Origin of the sequence: Levilactobacillus sp. LN180102 (assembly GCF_050106635.1) — a bacterium.
Lineage (GTDB): Bacteria > Bacillota > Bacilli > Lactobacillales > Lactobacillaceae > Levilactobacillus > Levilactobacillus brevis.
On record NZ_JBNIIX010000019.1, the window covers coordinates 21,470 to 40,494 of the forward strand.

20 protein-coding genes and 1 CRISPR repeat array are annotated in these 19,025 nt (G+C 46.6%); of the genes, 1 reads left to right on the plus strand and 19 read right to left on the minus strand.

Going from position 1 to position 19,025, the window contains the following annotated elements; translation table 11 throughout:
* Positions 1-13: 13 nt before the first annotated feature.
* The 5 genes from ACP4IT_RS10570 to ACP4IT_RS10590 all read right to left on the minus strand — a co-directional run bounded on the left by ACP4IT_RS10570 (position 14) and on the right by ACP4IT_RS10590 (position 5,732).
* Entirely contained in the window at positions 14-1,018 is a 1,005-nt protein-coding gene (locus tag ACP4IT_RS10570) for an ADP-ribosylglycohydrolase family protein (protein ID WP_128491952.1), read from the minus strand.
* 23 nt (positions 1,019-1,041) lie between these two features.
* Entirely contained in the window at positions 1,042-1,734 is a 693-nt protein-coding gene (locus ACP4IT_RS10575; RefSeq protein ID WP_156646890.1) for a GntR family transcriptional regulator, read from the minus strand.
* Between the two features lie 115 nt (positions 1,735-1,849).
* Complete coding sequence (locus ACP4IT_RS10580) at positions 1,850-2,950, minus strand: DNA alkylation repair protein (RefSeq protein ID WP_015474552.1); 1,101 nt, start codon at positions 2,948-2,950, stop codon at positions 1,850-1,852.
* Between the two features lie 69 nt (positions 2,951-3,019).
* Positions 3,020-3,694: a type 1 glutamine amidotransferase gene (locus ACP4IT_RS10585; protein WP_015474553.1), complete on the minus strand. Its 675-nt coding sequence runs from the start codon at positions 3,692-3,694 to the stop codon at positions 3,020-3,022.
* An 82-nt stretch (positions 3,695-3,776) separates the two neighbouring features.
* Entirely contained in the window at positions 3,777-5,732 is a 1,956-nt protein-coding gene (locus ACP4IT_RS10590; RefSeq protein ID WP_172757672.1) for an elongation factor G, read from the minus strand.
* Positions 5,733-5,956: 224 nt separating this feature from the next.
* Between ACP4IT_RS10590 and ACP4IT_RS10595 the strand changes: the two genes are divergently transcribed.
* A complete protein-coding gene (locus ACP4IT_RS10595) occupies positions 5,957-7,171 on the plus strand; it encodes a PLP-dependent aminotransferase family protein (RefSeq protein WP_082265464.1) in 1,215 nt (404 codons plus the stop codon).
* A gap of 183 nt (positions 7,172-7,354) precedes the next feature.
* Here the strand turns inward: ACP4IT_RS10595 and ACP4IT_RS10600 are convergent, their stop codons facing one another.
* From ACP4IT_RS10600 to casB, 14 genes are all read right to left on the minus strand, one after another.
* Positions 7,355-7,900: a hypothetical protein gene (locus ACP4IT_RS10600; RefSeq protein ID WP_139560187.1), complete on the minus strand. Its 546-nt coding sequence runs from the start codon at positions 7,898-7,900 to the stop codon at positions 7,355-7,357.
* 331 nt (positions 7,901-8,231) lie between these two features.
* Positions 8,232-8,441, minus strand: a complete 210-nt coding sequence (locus tag ACP4IT_RS10605) for a hypothetical protein (RefSeq protein ID WP_176552945.1) — start codon at positions 8,439-8,441, stop codon at positions 8,232-8,234.
* A 74-nt stretch (positions 8,442-8,515) separates the two neighbouring features.
* Positions 8,516-9,679 (minus strand): MFS transporter, encoded by a 1,164-nt coding sequence (locus ACP4IT_RS10610; protein WP_082265467.1) that lies wholly within the window; start codon positions 9,677-9,679, stop codon positions 8,516-8,518.
* 302 nt (positions 9,680-9,981) lie between these two features.
* Positions 9,982-10,617 (minus strand): sugar O-acetyltransferase, encoded by a 636-nt coding sequence (locus tag ACP4IT_RS10615; RefSeq protein WP_082265468.1) that lies wholly within the window; start codon positions 10,615-10,617, stop codon positions 9,982-9,984.
* Between the two features lie 158 nt (positions 10,618-10,775).
* Positions 10,776-11,483: a hypothetical protein gene (locus tag ACP4IT_RS10620; RefSeq protein WP_225350058.1), complete on the minus strand. Its 708-nt coding sequence runs from the start codon at positions 11,481-11,483 to the stop codon at positions 10,776-10,778.
* A 15-nt stretch (positions 11,484-11,498) separates the two neighbouring features.
* Positions 11,499-11,636 carry a hypothetical protein gene (locus ACP4IT_RS10625; protein WP_226769776.1) on the minus strand — a complete coding sequence of 46 codons (138 nt, stop codon included), beginning with the start codon at positions 11,634-11,636 and terminating at the stop codon, positions 11,499-11,501.
* A gap of 115 nt (positions 11,637-11,751) precedes the next feature.
* Positions 11,752-11,904 (minus strand): hypothetical protein, encoded by a 153-nt coding sequence (locus ACP4IT_RS10630; RefSeq protein ID WP_226769775.1) that lies wholly within the window; start codon positions 11,902-11,904, stop codon positions 11,752-11,754.
* A 350-nt stretch (positions 11,905-12,254) separates the two neighbouring features.
* Entirely contained in the window at positions 12,255-12,893 is a 639-nt protein-coding gene (locus tag ACP4IT_RS10635) for a carbonic anhydrase family protein (RefSeq protein WP_011668817.1), read from the minus strand.
* 268 nt (positions 12,894-13,161) lie between these two features.
* Positions 13,162-14,104: direct repeats of the CRISPR family, unit length 29 nt; unit sequence AGGATCACCCCCACACACGTGGGGAATAC.
* A gap of 29 nt (positions 14,105-14,133) precedes the next feature.
* Positions 14,134-15,021 carry a type I-E CRISPR-associated endoribonuclease Cas2e gene (gene cas2e / locus ACP4IT_RS10640; RefSeq protein ID WP_082265469.1) on the minus strand — a complete coding sequence of 296 codons (888 nt, stop codon included), beginning with the start codon at positions 15,019-15,021 and terminating at the stop codon, positions 14,134-14,136.
* On the minus strand, positions 15,018-15,971 hold the full coding sequence (gene cas1e / locus ACP4IT_RS10645; protein ID WP_426855646.1) for a type I-E CRISPR-associated endonuclease Cas1e: 954 nt from the start codon (positions 15,969-15,971) through the stop codon (positions 15,018-15,020). The genes cas2e and cas1e overlap by 4 nt, the downstream gene beginning before the upstream one ends.
* Positions 15,968-16,639 carry a type I-E CRISPR-associated protein Cas6/Cse3/CasE gene (cas6e, locus tag ACP4IT_RS10650; RefSeq protein WP_110139247.1) on the minus strand — a complete coding sequence of 224 codons (672 nt, stop codon included), beginning with the start codon at positions 16,637-16,639 and terminating at the stop codon, positions 15,968-15,970. Before cas6e ends, cas1e begins: the two co-directional genes overlap by 4 nt.
* Positions 16,640-16,651: 12 nt before the next feature.
* Positions 16,652-17,353, minus strand: a complete 702-nt coding sequence (gene cas5e, locus ACP4IT_RS10655) for a type I-E CRISPR-associated protein Cas5/CasD (protein WP_082265471.1) — start codon at positions 17,351-17,353, stop codon at positions 16,652-16,654.
* Positions 17,334-18,419: a type I-E CRISPR-associated protein Cas7/Cse4/CasC gene (gene cas7e, locus ACP4IT_RS10660; RefSeq protein WP_082265472.1), complete on the minus strand. Its 1,086-nt coding sequence runs from the start codon at positions 18,417-18,419 to the stop codon at positions 17,334-17,336. The genes cas5e and cas7e overlap by 20 nt, the downstream gene beginning before the upstream one ends.
* Entirely contained in the window at positions 18,412-19,023 is a 612-nt protein-coding gene (gene casB, locus ACP4IT_RS10665; RefSeq protein ID WP_082265473.1) for a type I-E CRISPR-associated protein Cse2/CasB, read from the minus strand. Before casB ends, cas7e begins: the two co-directional genes overlap by 8 nt.
* Positions 19,024-19,025: the final 2 nt, after the last annotated feature.

The following is a 19,025-nucleotide window of genomic DNA, read 5'->3' on the forward strand; positions in this document are numbered from 1 at the left end:
ATCCTCCAAAAAGCTAGTTCGCTTTAAAACTAAGAATTTGATCGGCATAGTTAGACATAATGTGTTGCGGATTCTTTTCATCAATTGTCTGAATCCAAGCAGGATCAATAGCTTTAAATCCAGTCTTAGCGCCACAAATAGCGGTTGCCATGGCCCCAATCGTATCGGTATCACCACCTAAATTAGCACAAAGTAAGGCACATTTTTGAACATCTCGAGCGTAGTAGGCAATCGCGAATGCTGCCGGAATACTTTCCGAAATCATCGTTCCAGTTCCCACAAGGTCATAAATGGCCTGACTAAACTTAGGCTCATCATTGGGGTACTGCTGCGCCAATTGAATCCCTAATAGGGCTCGCTCATGAGTCTTGGCAGCCCAAGTATGACTACCCATTTGGTAGCCCAAATCATTGGCATTTAAGGCATAAGTCACAATATCATCCCACTCATAATCGGCCATAGCTGCCGTAACGGCGCCCGCGATAAGACTGGCACCACTCACTGCAACGTCACTAGAATGAGTCACGCGACTAACCTCATAGACCATCTGAACCAACTCATTGATTTGATCCGGCGTAAACAGCGTGCCAATGGGGGCAATCCGCATACCTGATCCATTCGTCAGCGCCTTAGCTGTAACCGGTGCCGGGTCTTGCCCTGCCTTAATGGCCTTCAATGCCGCCTTGCTACTTGGCCCCAAGATATTGTTATCCCATGCACCCACAGCATCCGCCCAAGCCATAATATGTTTAACCAAATTTTGCTGATCCGGTTGCCAGTTCGTTTCAATTAGAGAATCTAAAATTGCTAGGGCCTGGTTGGTATCATCGGTATATTCTCCCTTGGTAAAATTCAGAGCAATATCATTATTCTGTGGACCATCTAAAAAGGTCGTAATTAGACCGCCAAATTGCCGCCGAATTTTTTCAACCGGCCAAAGTTCTGAGGGCATTCCCATCGCGTCCCCAATCGCCTGTCCATAAATTGTTCCCAATACTTTATCCTTAGTCCGTTCCATCTGATTCTCTACTCCCTTTCGCTTTATACGCCAACCACAAATTTAAAATTAGATTGGTCACTATAAATAATCTTGATTATTTCGACCAAGTCATTATTGGCCGTACGTACTTGTCCCGTTACTTGAAGTAACGGTTGGCTATCAGCCACTTCTAACAGCTCCGCTTGCGCGACGGTTGGCATAATTGGTGTGACCAAAAGGTTAGCTGTCGCTGGATAAACTTTAAATTGGCTTCGTAGCGTTTGGTACAAAGAATTCTGCTCAAAGTCAGTCTGTTCTAGCCCTGGAAACTGCTCCAAATTGAGGTGTGATTCATCTAAAGTCAGTTGGACAACTTCATCACTGGTTTTGATTCCCCGTAATCGCTGCAGTATCAAGTGATGGTCAACAATCTCTTGCTTTAAGACCCGGGTAACCGGCGTCGTTCCTAACTGCAAGGCATAGTCAGAAAAACCTTTGAAGTTAAACATATCAATCTTTGGTTTCGTTAACTTCACAAAACTCCCTTTGCCTTGAACCCGATCAATCATCTGTAAGTCTTCCAAATCCTTGAGTGCTTTTTGAATGGTTGACCGCGTAACGTCATACTGTCGTGCATAGGCCGCTTCTGATGGTAGCTTATCGCCGGTCTGCATATTCTTTAAAATACTAGCTTGAATATCCGCAACAATTTGCGCTCGAATACTGCTATTTCGTTTATGTTTATCAATGGCCATTTCTTTCAGTCCCTTAATTCGATTACTTGAGTACTCAAGTTCTAGAGTACGCACTTTTTCCAAATTGTCAAGCGCTTACAATTCCCCACAATAATAATTAACTCGTATTTAGTTATTAATTATTATTAATAGTTGATAACCATTCCAAAGTTATCCGGCTTTCAGCCACCACCCGTGTATTCACCAGCAACGCCACGCGATGGGCTCCTGGATACAGTCGCCGCGTAGTCAGCTGCTGCCATTTAAGCTTAAACACCCCTTGTAATAACTGGCCGGCTGGCAGAGTCGTTCGCTTTACAAAAAAGTCTTTCGCTGTCGTCGTGCCATTTTGTCGAACATAGCCGACCCGATAGCCTAAATAAACTGGCATGGTTTCAGGCGCTCGCACCGTATAGGCCACCGTTGTCAGACCCCCGATTACTGCCACATCACTCTCTGGTTGCAAAGTCACACCCGTTACCTTCTCGGCCGCAGTAATGTCGTAACCCATTAATGCCAATACGGCCGGATTTCCCTGTTTAAATAGAGTTCGCAACCCCCGCCGCAATATCCAGTCGCCCGATTTGGCCTGGCCCCAGTATTGTTGGGCAAAGGCGATCACCACTCCTGGATGATCCTTACTAATATCATTCAAATTATTGGCGACTGATTTTTGAACGTAGTCACTCTTGTCAAAGAACAACTGATGAAGCACCGCTAAAACCGGTGTGGGATCAGCCATATACTGTGGTAGTCGCGTCCCCCAAGGTAATCGGGGCCGCATTCCCTCACTAGCGAGTCGCCGTACATCTGCATCGGCACTCTGCGCCCACGCTTGCATTTGCTGCGCGGTTGCTATCGGATAACGTTTCAAAAATGGCCGAATAGCAAATTCTGCTGATGAATATTTAGTCAAGACGGCCAACGTTGTCATCGCCACTTGCCAATGGTCTAACCCATAAACCGCCACGTAATTGGGCAAGCACACTGCGGCTAGCCCAATAAAATTCGGCCCAACTTGGCGTAAGATAGCTGCTGCTTGTGAAAAACTAGCTGGTAACTGCGCATGCATCTGTGTGGTAATCACATCGCGACGTTCCATAAGTTTCAAATCAGACCACGCTTCGGTTAAACATGCTTGGCAAAACCGTGTCACATCAAAAGTCGGCGCTACCTGATGCAACTGTATACCCAAATTCGTTAGAAATTGGGGGGAATATAGATCCTTTAAACCCACTTCGTTTCACTCCTCTAAACTAAAAAAGCCGCTGCCTACGCAACGACTCCTTAATCAATATAGTTGTAGTTACTGATCGGCTGATACCATGTAATCTAACAGGTTAAACAAGGCTGTCTGATTGGCTCTAGGTACCGGCGTTGCTAAAATATCATTCGCTGTTTGCCCCAAAACTGATCCGTGAATGTAGGGGAAATCGTTAACCACCATCTCACGAACATTCGTCGCCTGTGGTTCCAAATGACACTGTAAGCCAACCACACGGTGATTAAGAACAAATCCTTGATTGACCACATCATCACTGCTAAAGAGTAAGGTCGCCTCAGTTGGGATCGCAAACATTTCTTCGTGCCAATGTAGCACATTGAGCCTTTCTGGTAGGCCGGGAACTATCGTCGTTTGCCGATAAATTGGGGCCCACCCCACTTCTTTAACCGGTGCTTTGGTTACCGGATACCCCAGCGTTTTAGTAATCTGTTGAGCCCCAAAACAAGCGCCAAACATTGGCACATCTTTATCCAAGAGCGTTTGGATCAACTGGCGTTCTTGCTTAATCCAAGGCAGCCCATCATTTGGACTCATGGGCCCACCCAAGATAACTAACAGATCAGTTTCTGCTGCCATTGGCAACTGGCCAAACTGGTAGGGATGATAGATAAATACTTGATGTTCGTGAGCTGCAGCCCAAGATAAAATCGCTCCTGGACCCTCATTTGGTGTATGTTGCAAGACATTAATCCGCATCGCAAATCCTTTCCATCAACGGCAATGTTTCACGTGGGTATCGCCTGCAAATCCCCAAGATGGCCTCAATTATAACACATCACTACTGAGGCAAGTCAGTATCTGAATACACATACGGCACGTGAGCCATCGTCGGTACTTGATCCCAAGCCACCGGATACCCCGCACCGTGAGCACAAAATACTGAATCTGGCGTATTCTCTAGGTCAGCTACTGGTGCATATTGCTGCTGTGCAATTATCTCAGCCGCGTTATGACAAGGCCGATAACCATCAATCAAGCATTCCAATTGGCCCTGACCATGCGTGTAAGCTTGTACAGCTTGGGCATAGTCTTGCATTTCAGACACGGGCGCAACCCCCGTTAGTGTGGTGAGATTACCTCGACTGGTCGTTGGATCAACTGCCGCATCGAGACTGCCATGCATGCGCTGCACATCCGTCATGGCTCGACCCACTTGCTCTTGGCCCACCTCTAAGCGGAAACGATACCACGGCTCAAGTAATTGACAGCCATCGTCTTGTCGCATCATCAGCCCTTGACGAACCGCCCGCCAAGTTGCCTCACGGAAGTCACCACCAACCGAATGAACAATGCTAGCTCGACCCGTAACCAACGTTATTTTGACATCAGTTAAGGGCGAACCCGTTAGAACTCCCAGTTGTTCTTTGGCGCGTAAGTTAGTTAATACCTGGTGTTGCCAGTTGCGGCCCAACACTTCCAAGGAACAGTCGGCGGCAAAGGTTAATCCACTCCCGCGGGGAGCCGGTTCCATGAGCAAGTGAACTTCCGCATAGTGACGCAAGGGTTCAAAATGCCCAACACCTTCTACGGTTTTCGTCAGTGTTTCCTTATAAAGAATCCGGCCAGCGCCGAAATGAACCGTCAGATTGAAACGATCCTGCAACAGCTGCTGTAAAATTTCCAATTGAACTGTCCCCATCAGTTGAACCCGTAGCTCCTGCAGGTGACTGGACCAGCTCACATGTAATTGGGGATCTTCATCCTCCAGCTCCCGCAAAGCGGCCAAACAGGCGTGCAGATCCTGTCCTTGTGGGTCCAATGCATAGTTCAAAACGGGTTGCATAACGGGCGCCGCACTATCTGGGACATTCCCCAGGCCTTGGCCGGGATACGTTCCCGTTAACCCTGGAATTGCGCAGACATCGCCAGCCAGAATTTGTGGCTGCACGGTGTACTTAACCCCGTTATAAACTCGTAACTGATTGATTTTTTGCTCCTCCAGCAGGACTTGTTTGGGCTGTAAATCACCGCCCGTCACTCGCAGCCACGTCAATCGTTCACCTTGATCGTGGGAAATTTTAAATACCCGTGCACCAAAATCACGGGTCGTTTCACTGGGAGTCGTCCACTGCTGCACTCCCGCCAGCAACTCGGTCACCCCAGTCATTTTCAAAGCCGCACCAAAGTAGCAAGGAAAGACTTGTCGCTGATCTATCATGCGCTGGATGACTGCGGCACTCAATTGGCCGGAATCAAGGAAGTCAGCCAAAACGGACTCGTCTAACATCGCAATGTCTTCACTAGCCGCTGCGGAAATTTGGGCGCCGTCAAACGCAATGCATCCCGGTGATAGTTCGGTTTGCAGTTGCGTTAACAACGCCGCCTGATCAGCACCAGGTGCATCCATTTTATTGACAAAGATTAAGGTGGGCACGTGGTAGCGCGCGAGTAAGCGCCACAGGGTTCGGGTATAACCTTGAACGCCATCGGTGGCGGAGATGACTAACACCGCATAATCCAAAACACTCAGAACTTGTTCAGTTTGACTAGCAAAATCGACGTGTCCCGGTGTATCTAATAAAGTCAGCGCTAGGTCTTGGTACGTCAATCGGGCTTGGTGGGAAAAGATGGTAATCCCTCGCTGTTTTTCCAACGCATCCGGGTCCAAAAAAGCATCCCCATTATCGACGCGTCCAAGCTGCCGCACCGCACCGGCCTGGTATAGCATGGCTTCTGACAAGGTGGTCTTACCAGCATCCACGTGGGCGACAATGCCCGCTGTGATGGATTTCATATGACTGCGCTCCTTTTTTATCTGTAAGTCTTATTGGTTCATCATACCACGGCCATCCCACCAGCGCTTATGCCGATAACCAAATCATTTAGTAAGATTGAATAACATTCACTTAAAAATGAATTAATTGAATTTTACTTTTCATTCAAAAACCGCTATCCTACTAAACAAGTAATCGGATAAGTTAGCGAGGGTCGTTCGAAGCGACCAGAAAGGTGTGTGCGATGATGAACGACTTATTTGCGCAACGCGTCAATCCAGATGTTTCCTCTGCTTTAGCGGGACTATTTCCGCAAGATCCCAACCCAACTGCGGTAACTTTTGCGGCTGGTAGTCCGAATGAGCAACTGTTTCCAGTTAAAGAGGTGCAAGCGGCCTTTAATACGGCCATTGATACCCAAGGCGCCCACCTGTTCCAGTACCAATCGGCTCAAGGAAACAGCGCTCTCCGTGAAAAACTGGTTACGCGCATTGCCAAATGGGGCAACGTCACGACTACCGCTGATAATATTTTGCTGACCGTCGGTGGTCAACAAGGCGTAGAACTCGTCGCAAAAACCCTATTGAATCCCGGTGATGATATCATCGTTGAAGTTCCAACCTATATCGGGGCGTTGGCCGCTTTTGACTTGTACCAACCCCACTACCATGCTGTACCACTACAAGCTGACGGCCTAGATCTCGACGTGTTGGAGACCACCCTTCAACAACATCCCAACGTAAAACTCCTCTACACGGTACCGGATTATCACAATCCCACCGGAATTACAATGAGTGTCGCCAAGCGCCAACAGTTGGTGGCGTTGGCTAATCGCTATCATTTCATTATCTTAGAAGATACACCCTATCGTGATCTCGGATACGAGGGTGCCCCATTGCCCGCCATCAAGAGTTTTGACACCGAGGGCCGCGTGATCTTTCTTTCTAGCTTTTCAAAAATTCTCATGCCTGCATTGCGGACCGGCTGGTTAATCGCTGATGGTGAGCTACGCGATGCCATCTTAAAGATGCGGCTGGCTAGTGATTTGGAAACTACGGGTGTCACCCATGCGGCCATTAACGCTTACCTAGACGCGAATGACCTAGACGCCCATATTCAACGCATGACAACGCACTACAAACAGCAACGAGATGCGATGCTTCAAGGACTAACTCACTATTTCCCGGATGAAGCGCTCTTCACTCACCCGGCTGGCGGATTCTTTGATTGGGTAACCTTACCGCAAGGCATTGATACGGGCCGGTTAATGCTGGACGTTATTAGTCCCCAAGCGCACGTGACCTACGTACCAGCGACTAATTTCTATCCCCAACGCGATGTTCACAACGCCCTCCGCTTGAGCTTTAGTGGTGTCAACCCAACCCAGATTGATGCTGGTATGCATCGACTAGGCGATCAATTGAAAAATGCCGTCCATGCGGCGTACCCCGTTTTTTAGAGGGTGTTTCATGTGAAACATCATTATTTTAGAAATCACTAAATATATATGATTATCCATTAAAAATAAGGTTTGAATACTGTGACAATATCAATTATTGCTTCAAAAAAGGCGTTCACGTGAATATTAATTGCGAACGTCTTTTCTGATGGTCATTAAGAGTGGCTAAAATTACGCTTACAATTAGAGAACTACCTGATGCCGATCCCCACTAAACCACCTATTGGCATTTGCCTTAGCCTCTTTCTTTGAATGATAGGCATATCCAAAAGTTGAGATACCAGCACCACCTGCTAATTGCAACATACTGTACTTTTTTCCATGAATTTTATGTTGGACTCTTCGATAAAAACTACCCGCTCCGGCACTTTGATACCATCCATACATTTGTGTCCATTTCTCATTTTTATATTTAAAATTATATCCGATAATCCAGCTGGGATGCTTTACTTTGGCACCCACTTTGGGGTAAGCAGTCGTTTTTCGTGAATGCAATCGCGATATACTTTTACCAAACATCATCTTTTTTTCGGTTATTCTAATGCGCACTGTTTTTTTATCGTACGTATCATATGTATACCATGTTCCTCTAATTCTTTTTGGAAACACCTTAATTGTATATTGCGAAGCCTGTGCTACTTGATGTGTTGGTAAAAAAGCAAATCCTAGTGTTGCCAATAACGTTGCCACCACTACGACCAATAGCCGGTTAACCTTCATATTTTTCATTTTAATACCCGATTTCATAGTTAATACCTTTAATTGTAAGGTAGAATCAAGATAGATTCAAGCCCTTTTCCGAATGACAAATTGCAGTCGCCCACCGACCTATGTTAGGCTAAACGATGACTTTTAATTGAAAGGGTAGTCCGCTATGAAACCCAACTCGAAATTTCTCCGGCGACTCCAAGCTTGGATGATCGGCCGTTACGGTCAGAATGATCATTTGAATCGCTTTTTGACCTATTTAACCTTCTTGTTATTGATTCTCAATTTGTTTTTTCACACCCTGTGGCTGTTTGTCGCCATCATTGTGATCATCGGTCTGACTTACTGGCGGCTATTTTCCCGCAAGATCTACCGTCAGGTACGTCTTAATCGAGCCTTCGAACGGGTCTGGCTTCCGATCACACGGCCATTCCGCCGCCTCCGCTACCAGGTGTCGCAACATTGGCATTACCGCTTCTTTCATTGTGCTCAATGTCAGCAACGGATTCGTGTGCCACGCCATCACGGTCGCGTTCAAGTGACTTGTCCCAAATGTCACCATAGTTTCATCACCCGAACCTAATGTTTTAAAAATACCGTTGCTGGGAATAAGCCTAGCAACGGTATTTTTTAACTTTATTGTCGATGAAAAACCAACCAGCCGCAAATTAGAACGACCACTCCGGCGCCACCAAAGGCAACCGCGAAGCTACTCTGTTCAACCAACCACCCCATAACGGGAAATAGCACGACCATCATCAGACTAAAAATCATACTGGAAACGCTGAGTAACGTAGCTCGCTGCGCACTGGGAATCAACTGGTTGTAATAATTAGAAAGTAGCGGTTCAATGACCGCTAACAACAGATTAATAAGCAGGTATCCCCCAACCAAACCGAGCGTATTAGCCCACAAGGCACTAATCAACGCACCGGCTAGTACGATTGCCAAACCACGTAATAATTGCGTTTGCGGCCATTTTCGCTGTAGCCAGGGTGTTAGCTGCACGCCCCCCACATTTAAAATAGCCGTTATCACCAAAATTCCGGAAATCAGCAGACCGCTAAAACCTTTGGCAGTCATAACCGATTGAAAATAGTAATAATACGTCGTTCCCAAGGCACTAAATGCCGCATGAAACACCATCAAATGGCGTAATGCCGAGAACTGTCGCAACCATTTCGCCGCAGATCGGCTAATCGCTATTAGAGATTGCGCGTCGGTCGCTGGAGTAGTTTGATCACGGAGTGGTTCGTGTAGCTGCAAAATGCAGCCAATCGCTAGCCCTGCACTGAGCGCATATAGGAGATAGGTGACGTTAAGGTGCCCGTGAATTAAGCCGCCAGCCAACAAAACCCCCACCGGCGTGGCGATTTCAATGATCATATTCATATTTTTAGTCACTACCGGAAAACGCTCAGTGGCGTGATTTTCAGCTAGTGAATCATACAGAAGTGCCTCGATTGTTCCTGATTGTAAGTTATAGGCCCACGCCTGTAACACGAAGCCTAGCGCAAACCACCAAAAATTCGTAGCCATTAACATGATTATGGCGTGGACAATCGCCGCAACTCGCCCACCCATTAAAACGATCTTATAGCCAAAGCGATCGGCCAACATCCCTGATGGCACTTCCGAAAGCAAACTTGTCAGGTGAAAAATACTTTCACATAAACCGATTTGAACCAGCGACAATCCGCGTTGTTGTAGGAAAATAACCCAGAGACTGGTAATTCCGAAATACGCCAATGCGGTATAGCCGTAGCCCAAGTGTAAATTACGTTGCATGATTCTAACCATTATCAAACGCCTCCAAGGATTAGCGACGACAAAAAAGACGGTGCTCTAAAGCACACCGTCCGTGAACACATGAACTGTCGTCTTTAGATGAAATCGTGAGTATTAGTATGGGAAAATTGGACAGACTGCGCCCCTTGGAGGTCTTTGACAAAAATAATATCAGTCTGCATATGATTCCAGCGCTGAATTTTCCAACTCACGACGATTCACCTCATTTTTACTAGTTTCAGTGATTATAACACATCGTCGATTGACAACTAAGATTTTCTTCTACTCAAGCGTTTTAACACCAAACGGTCAAATCAGGCTTCAAATAATGCCGGATCAATCTGCCGGTCTTTAAAGTAAAACTCCCGGTCATGCTCGCTAACGGACCGCAACACATGGCAAGGGTTACCGACTGCCACAACGTTATCTGGCAAGTCTTTGGTAACAATACTCCCTGCGCCAATCACCACATTATCGCCAATCGTAATACCGGGCAAAACAATCACACCTGCGCCTAGCCAGCAGTTCTTTCCAATGTGAACCGGCATATTGTATTGATAGTTCTTTGCCCGTAAATCCGGAGTAATGGGGTGCCCGGCCGTGGCAATCGTCACATTGGGCCCGATCATTGTGTGATCGCCGACATAAATATGGGTATCATCGACCAAGGTTAGATTAAAATTAGCGTAAACATGGTGGCCAAAATGGACATGGTGGCCCCCGAAATTAGCATGAAATGGCGTTTCAACATAGCAGTTGGTCCCCATTTCGGCAAATAACTCATGCAAAATCGCCTGTTTCTGCGCACTGTCACTTGGGCGGGTATGATTGTAGTCATACAGCCGATCTAAGTAATGTTGCTGATCCTTTTCAATTGCCGGATCATCGGGTAAGTAGAGGTCACCCGTATGCATTTTTTCAAGATTTCCCATGGGTTTCAATCCTTTCATGTTGTGTTATCTTTTATCATATCACTATTGGTAACGCTATCATAATTGATTAATACTTGTCGTCACCGCGCCGTTTTGACAAAAATCCTAATAAAAAACACCTAAATCTGCGAAGATCTAGATGCTTCATAAGCCCACGGGTTCATTTGTGGAAAGCCTTAACTAATATCGATCCGCATAAGCTCAGCGCCCCGGTTTAAAATCAGATAGCCTTGACCAGCAGCAGTGAACGATAGTCCCTCAAATTCCCGCTGACTGGCAAAGACAGAAGCATGAACATCCTTAGGCGTTGCCTGACGCTGACGAAGTTTTTTCACAGGCACTGAAGAAATTGCATCATCACTAACAAAGTATAGCCGATCGTTATGCGGATTATACGCGATGGATTGATGCGTCTGGCCCGGGCGATAAGCCAACCCCTGCATCATCAATTTGAAATGCACCCCGTGATCGTTCATTGTCCCCCGATAGACTCTCAAAGAACGCTGACCACTGTAACTGCTAAAGTACGCGTAACCCTGACGATCAAAAGCTAGCGTGCTATTCACAGCTAATTTGGCCCCCTGTTTATTAACCAATCGGTAAGCAACCTGCTTGGTCGGCCGTAACGTTTTCGACGATACCTTAACGGCAGAACCATATTGTCCCGCTTTTCCATTTGATCTGGTAAACCATAGTTGCTTGTCCTTTGGATTATAAGCCAGTGATTGGCCGTGTCCGATATCAAAGGTCGGTCCTTCCTTAATGTACTTAAGCAAACTGCGATCCCGACTGGTGGCTTTATGCTTAGAATAAGCATTCGTGGCCCGCCGCAAGGCATCCATGCGGGATGTGTATCCACCTAGCGCCTGAACCAATTTTGCCAAATCGTATCTGACAATTCAACCAGTTGTGGTGTTACTAGCTTTTAAATAAGCAATATACACGGTCTTCCCATTCGGCGTCACGACTACCGCTTGCGGATCACTCCAATCGCCAGAATGATGAACCGTCACCGGTAGATATAATGCCGTCCGCAAAAACGCTGTGTGCCCCCTGACGGATTGGTAAATATCCGGTGTCGTTTGAAACGTGCCTTGCGACCGATACGTCGAGGACGTGGCATATGTGTCCGGTCGCGTGACAAAGTAATCTTTATTTTTTAATCAGTTTAACTGCCTTAACGTTATAATTAGCCAGCGCATGGCTGGTTTTGACCTGGGCGGCCTGACCCTTTAGTGATCCAATCCCTACTAGTGCCAGCGCACCAACAAGTAATACTTTTGAAATGGTCCTAACTACTTTCATGATAATTTCCCCTTAGCGACTCATAGTTCCCCCTCAGTTCTGCAAATACGGCAAGCTCACCGAAGCTCACTTAAATGTCCCACCTTCTAAGCTCGTTATAACATATAAGGTTATCTGATGTATAGTCAGCGTGATTGCTAGTCGGACTGTTTTTCTACCGAATTAATTAATCAGGGATCCATCTATGTTTAAAATACTTTGATATTGTCGGTAAATGATCTTCTGGCTTCATTGGCTGGTTTACTAATTGAGCCATCAAAATAAGCGGGAAAGTAAGTTCTTCTAAGAACGTGCTTTCCCGCCTATTATTCGATAACCACAAGTAGCTTAACCCCATACCGCTGAACCCGCTATTTCGTAAAGGTTCCGCTTCCTCGAAGAACTGGCCGTTGGTTGGCCGCCTGTACTTGCCGATTATTCGGTCCAAAGAGTTGCTTGTAGCGCTTAAGTTGCTCTGAACTGATAGTAATATCAGTTTGTTCAATAACGTACCACGTCACGCCCTCGGTTAGCGGCGGCGTGGTGAGTGACCCAAGGTATTGAAAAACGGTGCCACGATTTGGCAATAAACCGGTTAAGTCGCAGTCGATTGATTCCGTGGCGTGTGGCTGGAAATGATCAAGAATCCCGTCAATAATCGGATTGGCTTTACCTATGGGCACGAGAACCGCCACGACGCACAACGCACCAATAACTGATTGATGAACAAAGTGCAGTTCGGCAACCGTTTCTTCAGTGGTGATATGCTCCGCTGGCACATGGATGTGGGCTTGCACAAAATGCCAAGTCATCTCATTGATTCGCGTTGTCCCGTGACCAGCAAGCTGAATGGTCACTTGGTCATCGATTTCTCGGTCAGCTATCCATGGATCTGTCACTACAAAATTAGTAACACTAGTGGGTTCAGCCTGACGCAGATCAATCGGTGATTGTTGGGAACCAAACCCATTTGACCATGAATCCTGCTCCGCATAATTTAAAATTGACATCGTGATGATCCTTTCTTTTGGTGGTTTATTTGCCCGAAAATGCTCATTCGGTGGGCATACGGCCGGATTAAGCGATTTCTAATTTCACTAGTATAACATACGCGACGACTACTGATCGGATTGGGCTTCTTATACTTCTGAATAGCCGATATCTTCTTAAGAATGGAGCGCCATGTAAATAGTCATATTTCTATTTGGAATCTTTAAATACGGATTCTGTCATCTGCTGGAAATATGAGACATTGTTCAGCATCTAAAAACCTTGATAACCATTACCCCCACACACGTGGGGAATACTTCAAGAACCATTGACTATCAATTTGTTGAACGGGATCACCCCCACACACGTGGGGAATACTTAGTAGTACGAACAATCATATCTTGCAAGGAAGGATCACCCCCACACACGTGGGGAATACCTAGACACCCAACGTTATCCCCAACTTTCAGAGGATCACCCCCACACACGTGGGGAATACTAAATAAACATGTAATCGTCCTTTCTAAACTAAGGATCACCCCCACACACGTGGGGAATACGCAAGCACAAGGACTTCTACGGTCCCGTTATTAGGATCACCCCCACACACGTGGGGAATACCCTTCATGAAGCATGACATTAAAGAAGATTTAGGGATCACCCCCACACACGTGGGGAATACTTACTTTTCAATTCACGTACATCGCCTTCAACGGGATCACCCCCACACACGTGGGGAATACTTGTTGTTAACAGTTGGGACGGTATCAAAGTTGGGATCACCCCCACACACGTGGGGAATACATCTTGGTGGTGACTTAGCCAGTTCATATATCAGGATCACCCCCACACACGTGGGGAATACATAGTGCCAGTGACGATGATTCTGCTTTCAATAGGATCACCCCCACACACGTGGGGAATACTGTATCTTACCATTTCTTAAGTCTTGTACATAAGGATCACCCCCACACACGTGGGGAATACGGTTCTGGCAAGACGGTCATTGACAATGACATGGGATCACCCCCACACACGTGGGGAATACGAGTTTCTCGGAAGCCCGCGACGGCTGCTACCGGGATCACCCCCACACACGTGGGGAATACGGTCGCATTGTCTTCCCAGTAATTGCGGCGATAGGATCACCCCCACACACGTGGGGAATACTAATGCCTCTTGGTCCCACTTTTTAACCTGCCAGGATCACCCCCACACACGTGGGGAATACACTAAAGAATCGCTGTCATACCGGGATTCCTAAATTTTCAAAACCCGGTTTTCAATGAGTTTGTCCGCAAGCGCAAAAGTAGCTTTCGCATCTGCCAGGGCATGATGGGGTTCCTGATTCACTATATCAAATTTAGCTAATACCGTTTGTAAGCGATAGTTATCCAGAAACTTATCAGTCTTCTTCATCACCGGTAATAAATCTATCATCCGATTTGTTAATTCTGGCTGATTAATTGTTCTAAAACCGCTTGTTAGAAACATTTCGTCAAATCGCAGATTATAGCCAACAATCGGTAAGGAACCAACAAATTCACGTAACTCTTGTAGTCCTGCCGATAAACTAATCCCCTGTGTCGCTAACATTTCCGCCGTAAGTCCGGTCAAAGTTGTAATATTCTCCGGTATAGCTCGCTCAGCCTTGATTAAATTATCAAATAAATCCTCTGGTTGTCCCGGTACCCGTTTGACCGCACCAATTGAAATGATGTCATCCTTTACTAGATCCAATCCAGTTGTTTCAAGGTCTAATGCCACCATAGCTGGCTTAGCCACGGGCTGCCGACTTGCACGTGTACGTGTCATCAGCTTCGCCCGATGAAATTTAGCTGCGTCACTAAATCCATGATTTACTGATCCAGTCGCAACATTTAAGTGTCGCATCAATGGAAGCCCATCAAAATTAACAACTTCACGGTCTTTACGCGTTGTCCTGAACTGATAGCCCAATTCATTGTTAGAATTATAGACCATGGTGGCTTCACCATGGCCTATATTTTCCATAATTCTGTGCCATAACTGATCACGAATTCGTGCACTAACGTTACCAACATATACATTTGTCTGAATCTCTTGATACCACTTCGTTAGATCACCCTTTAGCGACTTAGGGACATTCGTCAACGTAATCACAATCATTGACCATCATCTCCCTGCTGCTCATGGTACTGCACCCCAAACTTCTGCAATCCCAGCCGGTCGTCCCACAGACTAATCGATTCAGCTTCACCATCGACTGCGGGCATGCCTAACAATGTTTTGAGATCCTTGACCATTCGAACTAACAGTTTACCATCCACAAATGAGTCACGCATTGCTTGCCGCGTGCGCGTCGCAATATCCGGATCATGCTCAAACTTAGCTGTCACCTTAAACGCAGTCGGAATCGAAAACTCTGCTTTATATAAATCCGCAAAATCATAAACAAATGACAGATCATGTCCCGTATGAACAAACCCGAGTCCCGCCGATGCCCCCAACGCCGCAATCACACTATAACTCAAACCATAAAGTGCTTGATGGGCTGCCGTTAGGGCTTTATTAATGGGGGTTCCCGCTTCGAAATCATCCGGATTATACTCCCGTCGCGACCACGCAACGCCGGTCTTTTGCGACTGTTCCAAATAAACGCGCCGGACACGTGCGCCTTCCTTGCCGCGTAATTCTTGCATCGTTAGCTGTGACACGTCATCATCTGGGAAGCGCATCTGATACATCTGTCGGGCGACCATAATTCGCGAACGCCGATTTGACACTAGCTTGGCTTGCGCTTCTAATAACGCCGATGAGTGACTCATTGGGCGCCCATAAGCATACTGCCGCACACCACGCTCGCCAACCCAAACAACACCTAATCCCGATTCACCAATTAATTCCATGGCACGATGGGTAACATCAACTCCTGGCCCCAACATCAATACGCTAAGAATGGCCGCTGGAACATAAACGACACCACGCTGGTCAATCACCTGAATGGCACTATTTTGCTGATTCAACTTAGCATGCTCCAAATATAAGAAGGTTATGCGATCTCGAACCCGTCCTAATTCATAACGGGTCGGTTTTTCAGCACCAACTTTTTTAGTCATCTCTCGCCTGCCGGTATAACCGTCATCAACCCCATACCAAAGGCTTTCTCGCGACCAATCCCTTTCGTCAGCGCGCGCCTAAACTCAGGAACATCTGCCACTCGCAGTAGACCTTCAAATGTTACCCGACTCAACCGCACATCACGGCCAGCCTTACGTCGTAACACAGGCCATTCACGACCAACGATATCAAAGGCCAACCGGGGTTCATCCCCGGTCACTACCTGCTGTTCAACCAACTGAAATCCCAGTCCATCAGCCCGATCTATCAACCATTTTCGTTGTTGGTCCACGGTAATATGTGGCACAATCCGTCCCTGCCTAGCCCCCGGCCGACTAATTGAACGCGTAGGATTAGCGGTCAAACGAAAGCGTAAAATCTGACCTTCGTGAATGCTTTCCAGCCACCGGTCATAAGGCTTGGTGACCGCTGTTTTCGGAACACCGTACTGGGTCAGTTGTTCTAAGTCAGGAGCCGCCTCACTTAAGACTAACAAGTATTTTTTACCGGCCAACTGATCGATTCGCCATAAATGCCGCGGCCGTTTTCCCGCCGCTACTTCTGCTGGAAAACTCTGCTCAACCCAATTGTGAAAAGCGCCCAAATGGGTTAGCTCTTTTGTTTTATACCGATTTTTAACATCGATCTCCACTCTTGATAAGTACATAGCTACTCCTTCCTAGAGGAACTTCATCGCATCATGTTGTGTTTCTGATTCGTCCTCTGTCGAATCTAAGCTCGTTAATTTCACTTTAGTTTTAGCCATCGCACGTAGTCCGTACTGTCGATTGCGTTGATCAAACGAGACAACTCGATCACTGACCAAAATACTTTGGTGCCCCGCTAAAAGATCAGCGTCTGCTAAAATATCCAAAACCGGCCGTTGATGACGCTTACGGTACCAAGGTGCCGCTTGCCACATCATTTTCTGTAAGACTGTAATTGGCGTGGCATCTGCAAACTCTTGAAGCTGCAAAACACCCGCCGGCACATTGGCCCGCCGGCCTAAGAAAAGTTGAAAGTACGGATGTCGTAGCGCCCACTCAATATTATCGATTAATTGGTCATTCTCACTACCAATGGCCGCAACAAATACCGCATCCTGAAGATAGTCTCGGTACGTCACCTTGCGCACGTTTTTCTTCCATTCAACCGTTTGAAAATCCGTCAAGTGTCGTCCTATTTGGTCAATTCTCACCGCAAAACTCAGCTCATTTAACGTCACAATCCGGCTATCCGTCCGCTGATAACCCAAGGCTGCTGCAATCATCCCAATCACCGCACTCTTACTCGGGTAAGTATTCGTCGTCCGTCGCTCAAAGGTAGCCGCATTGCCATATGATTGTAACGGTGCCGTTAGCTTAATCGTTAGTGTTTTCATCCTGAACCGCCTTTGTTAAAGCCGCCGCAACCTTTTCTACTAGGTCATCCAAGTTAGTAACTTTCTCGCCTACTTGTGAAGCCGTTTTACTCAATACAAAGTTAGCCGTTGGTTTTTCGACAAAATCTGACGTTGATTGGTATTCGTCCTCAAGACGTTGAATAGATGGCGCAACATAGCCATCATGTGAGGTTACTGGTTTTTCAAACGCCGATACCAAGTTAACCGGCGTATCCGTCCGCAACGTTACCATCACATAACTTGGTAGTGTTTTATTGGCAAAGGCATTTTGCTTCCCCGTGGGCATCGACAGTAAGAATTGCTTGATAAAGGTCTTAATCCCTTCAATGGCATCGGATTCGTTAAGGTTGGCAATAAGCTCCCGCACATTGACATTGGCATACCGATAAAGCGTTGCCGAATTAAAGTCGATTGTCCCTAACATGGCGGCTCCGGTTGTATCGTCTGCTTGCATGTCATCTAGCGCCGTATAATAATCGTATTCGGGAACCACTTCATGCGTCGAAACAGCATGCGCCACTTGTGAGGCGGCTTCAACATTTAATTCGGGATTATCGGCAACCATTCGCCCAAACAAGGCTAGATCCAGGGATTGGTCGCCTTTCAAAATCCTTTGGATTTCCTTCTTGTCTAATTCTTGATTATTAACTGCATACTCCGCCAATTTATTAATCTGGCCCGGGCTGATAAATAATAGCGCCTTTGTTTCATTATTCTTATCTAGTTTAATTTTATTTTTTCCGCTACCAGTTGCATCGAAAATTTCAACAGTCTTACTTAACGCGCTGTCTTCATCCAAACCTGTATCACGCGCTTGTAAGGCCGCCACTAACAATTTAGCTGCTTCCTTAGTTCGCGTACCCGCAATATGTTCTTCCTTAAAGGCTAACCGTATCGCATGCTTCCAGCTTTGCGAAGATACCCGGGCCCGCGTAACGCCACCATACAGCGCCGTCTTAGGCGCACCGGTATCATCCCGGTTAATATTCGATGAGGGCACCGTTTGTAGGACGTTTAAATCAATGTATAGATTAGTTTTAGTCATGGTTTTTTTCTCCTTCATTTTCTAGATTGGCTTGCGTTGCGCGAAAATACTGCTGTCCCCATCGCAAACGAACCCGATTAGCCTGTTCATAACTTAATTGTAAATTGTACAAGTCCTGGGCCAACCAAGCGTAATCAATCTTTTGTGTTCGGTTATTAGCTTTTAAGATACTAACTAAGTGCGACAAACTATTAATCACACTCGCCACGTTCGTAGTTGCCAATAACGGCTGTACGCGCCGATCTAAAGCCACCCGCGTATCCGCATTACCACGCATGACCGCTAACGCACTGAAAAATTGGCGGCCATCCGCCTTATCCCCACCAGCGGCACCGTAGACGCTGGCCTCCGTTCCCTGTTGGTGAATTGCATAGAATCGAATGGCCGTATAGATGGCCGTTTCCGCATACGTAGGCGTCCCATCACGGCTCAGCTGCTGGTCATTCAAGTAGGGCATTAGGAGCGGCCACACGATTTGCGCCCGTTGACTCGTTATGATTGCCGCATTCCGTAACCCGGCTAAAACCGCCTTATTAGGGTGCCCATTTTGATAGAGTTCTCTTAGAATAATTTTGTTAGTTATCTGTTCAATTTCATATGCCATAA

Bases quoted from the DNA above. Each gene is read 5' to 3' on its own strand.
- ACP4IT_RS10570 (WP_128491952.1), bottom strand. From the start codon at position 1,018: ATGGAACGGACTAAGGATAAAGTATTGGGAACAATTTATGGACAGGCG.
- ACP4IT_RS10575 (WP_156646890.1), bottom strand. From the start codon at position 1,734: ATGGCCATTGATAAACATAAACGAAATAGCAGTATTCGAGCGCAAATT.
- ACP4IT_RS10585 (WP_015474553.1), bottom strand. From the start codon at position 3,694: ATGCGGATTAATGTCTTGCAACATACACCAAATGAGGGTCCAGGAGCG.
- ACP4IT_RS10590 (WP_172757672.1), bottom strand. From the start codon at position 5,732: ATGAAATCCATCACAGCGGGCATTGTCGCCCACGTGGATGCTGGTAAG.
- ACP4IT_RS10595 (WP_082265464.1), top strand. From the start codon at position 5,957: ATGATGAACGACTTATTTGCGCAACGCGTCAATCCAGATGTTTCCTCT.
- ACP4IT_RS10600 (WP_139560187.1), bottom strand. From the start codon at position 7,900: ATGAAAAATATGAAGGTTAACCGGCTATTGGTCGTAGTGGTGGCAACG.
- ACP4IT_RS10605 (WP_176552945.1), bottom strand. From the start codon at position 8,441: ATGGTGACATTTGGGACAAGTCACTTGAACGCGACCGTGATGGCGTGG.
- ACP4IT_RS10610 (WP_082265467.1), bottom strand. From the start codon at position 9,679: ATGGTTAGAATCATGCAACGTAATTTACACTTGGGCTACGGCTATACC.
- ACP4IT_RS10615 (WP_082265468.1), bottom strand. From the start codon at position 10,617: ATGAAAGGATTGAAACCCATGGGAAATCTTGAAAAAATGCATACGGGT.
- ACP4IT_RS10630 (WP_226769775.1), bottom strand. From the start codon at position 11,904: ATGAAAGTAGTTAGGACCATTTCAAAAGTATTACTTGTTGGTGCGCTG.
- ACP4IT_RS10635 (WP_011668817.1), bottom strand. From the start codon at position 12,893: ATGTCAATTTTAAATTATGCGGAGCAGGATTCATGGTCAAATGGGTTT.
- cas2e (WP_082265469.1), bottom strand. From the start codon at position 15,021: ATGATTGTGATTACGTTGACGAATGTCCCTAAGTCGCTAAAGGGTGAT.
- cas1e (WP_426855646.1), bottom strand. From the start codon at position 15,971: ATGACTAAAAAAGTTGGTGCTGAAAAACCGACCCGTTATGAATTAGGA.
- cas6e (WP_110139247.1), bottom strand. From the start codon at position 16,639: ATGTACTTATCAAGAGTGGAGATCGATGTTAAAAATCGGTATAAAACA.
- cas5e (WP_082265471.1), bottom strand. From the start codon at position 17,353: ATGAAAACACTAACGATTAAGCTAACGGCACCGTTACAATCATATGGC.
- cas7e (WP_082265472.1), bottom strand. From the start codon at position 18,419: ATGACTAAAACTAATCTATACATTGATTTAAACGTCCTACAAACGGTG.
- casB (WP_082265473.1), bottom strand. From the start codon at position 19,023: ATGGCATATGAAATTGAACAGATAACTAACAAAATTATTCTAAGAGAA.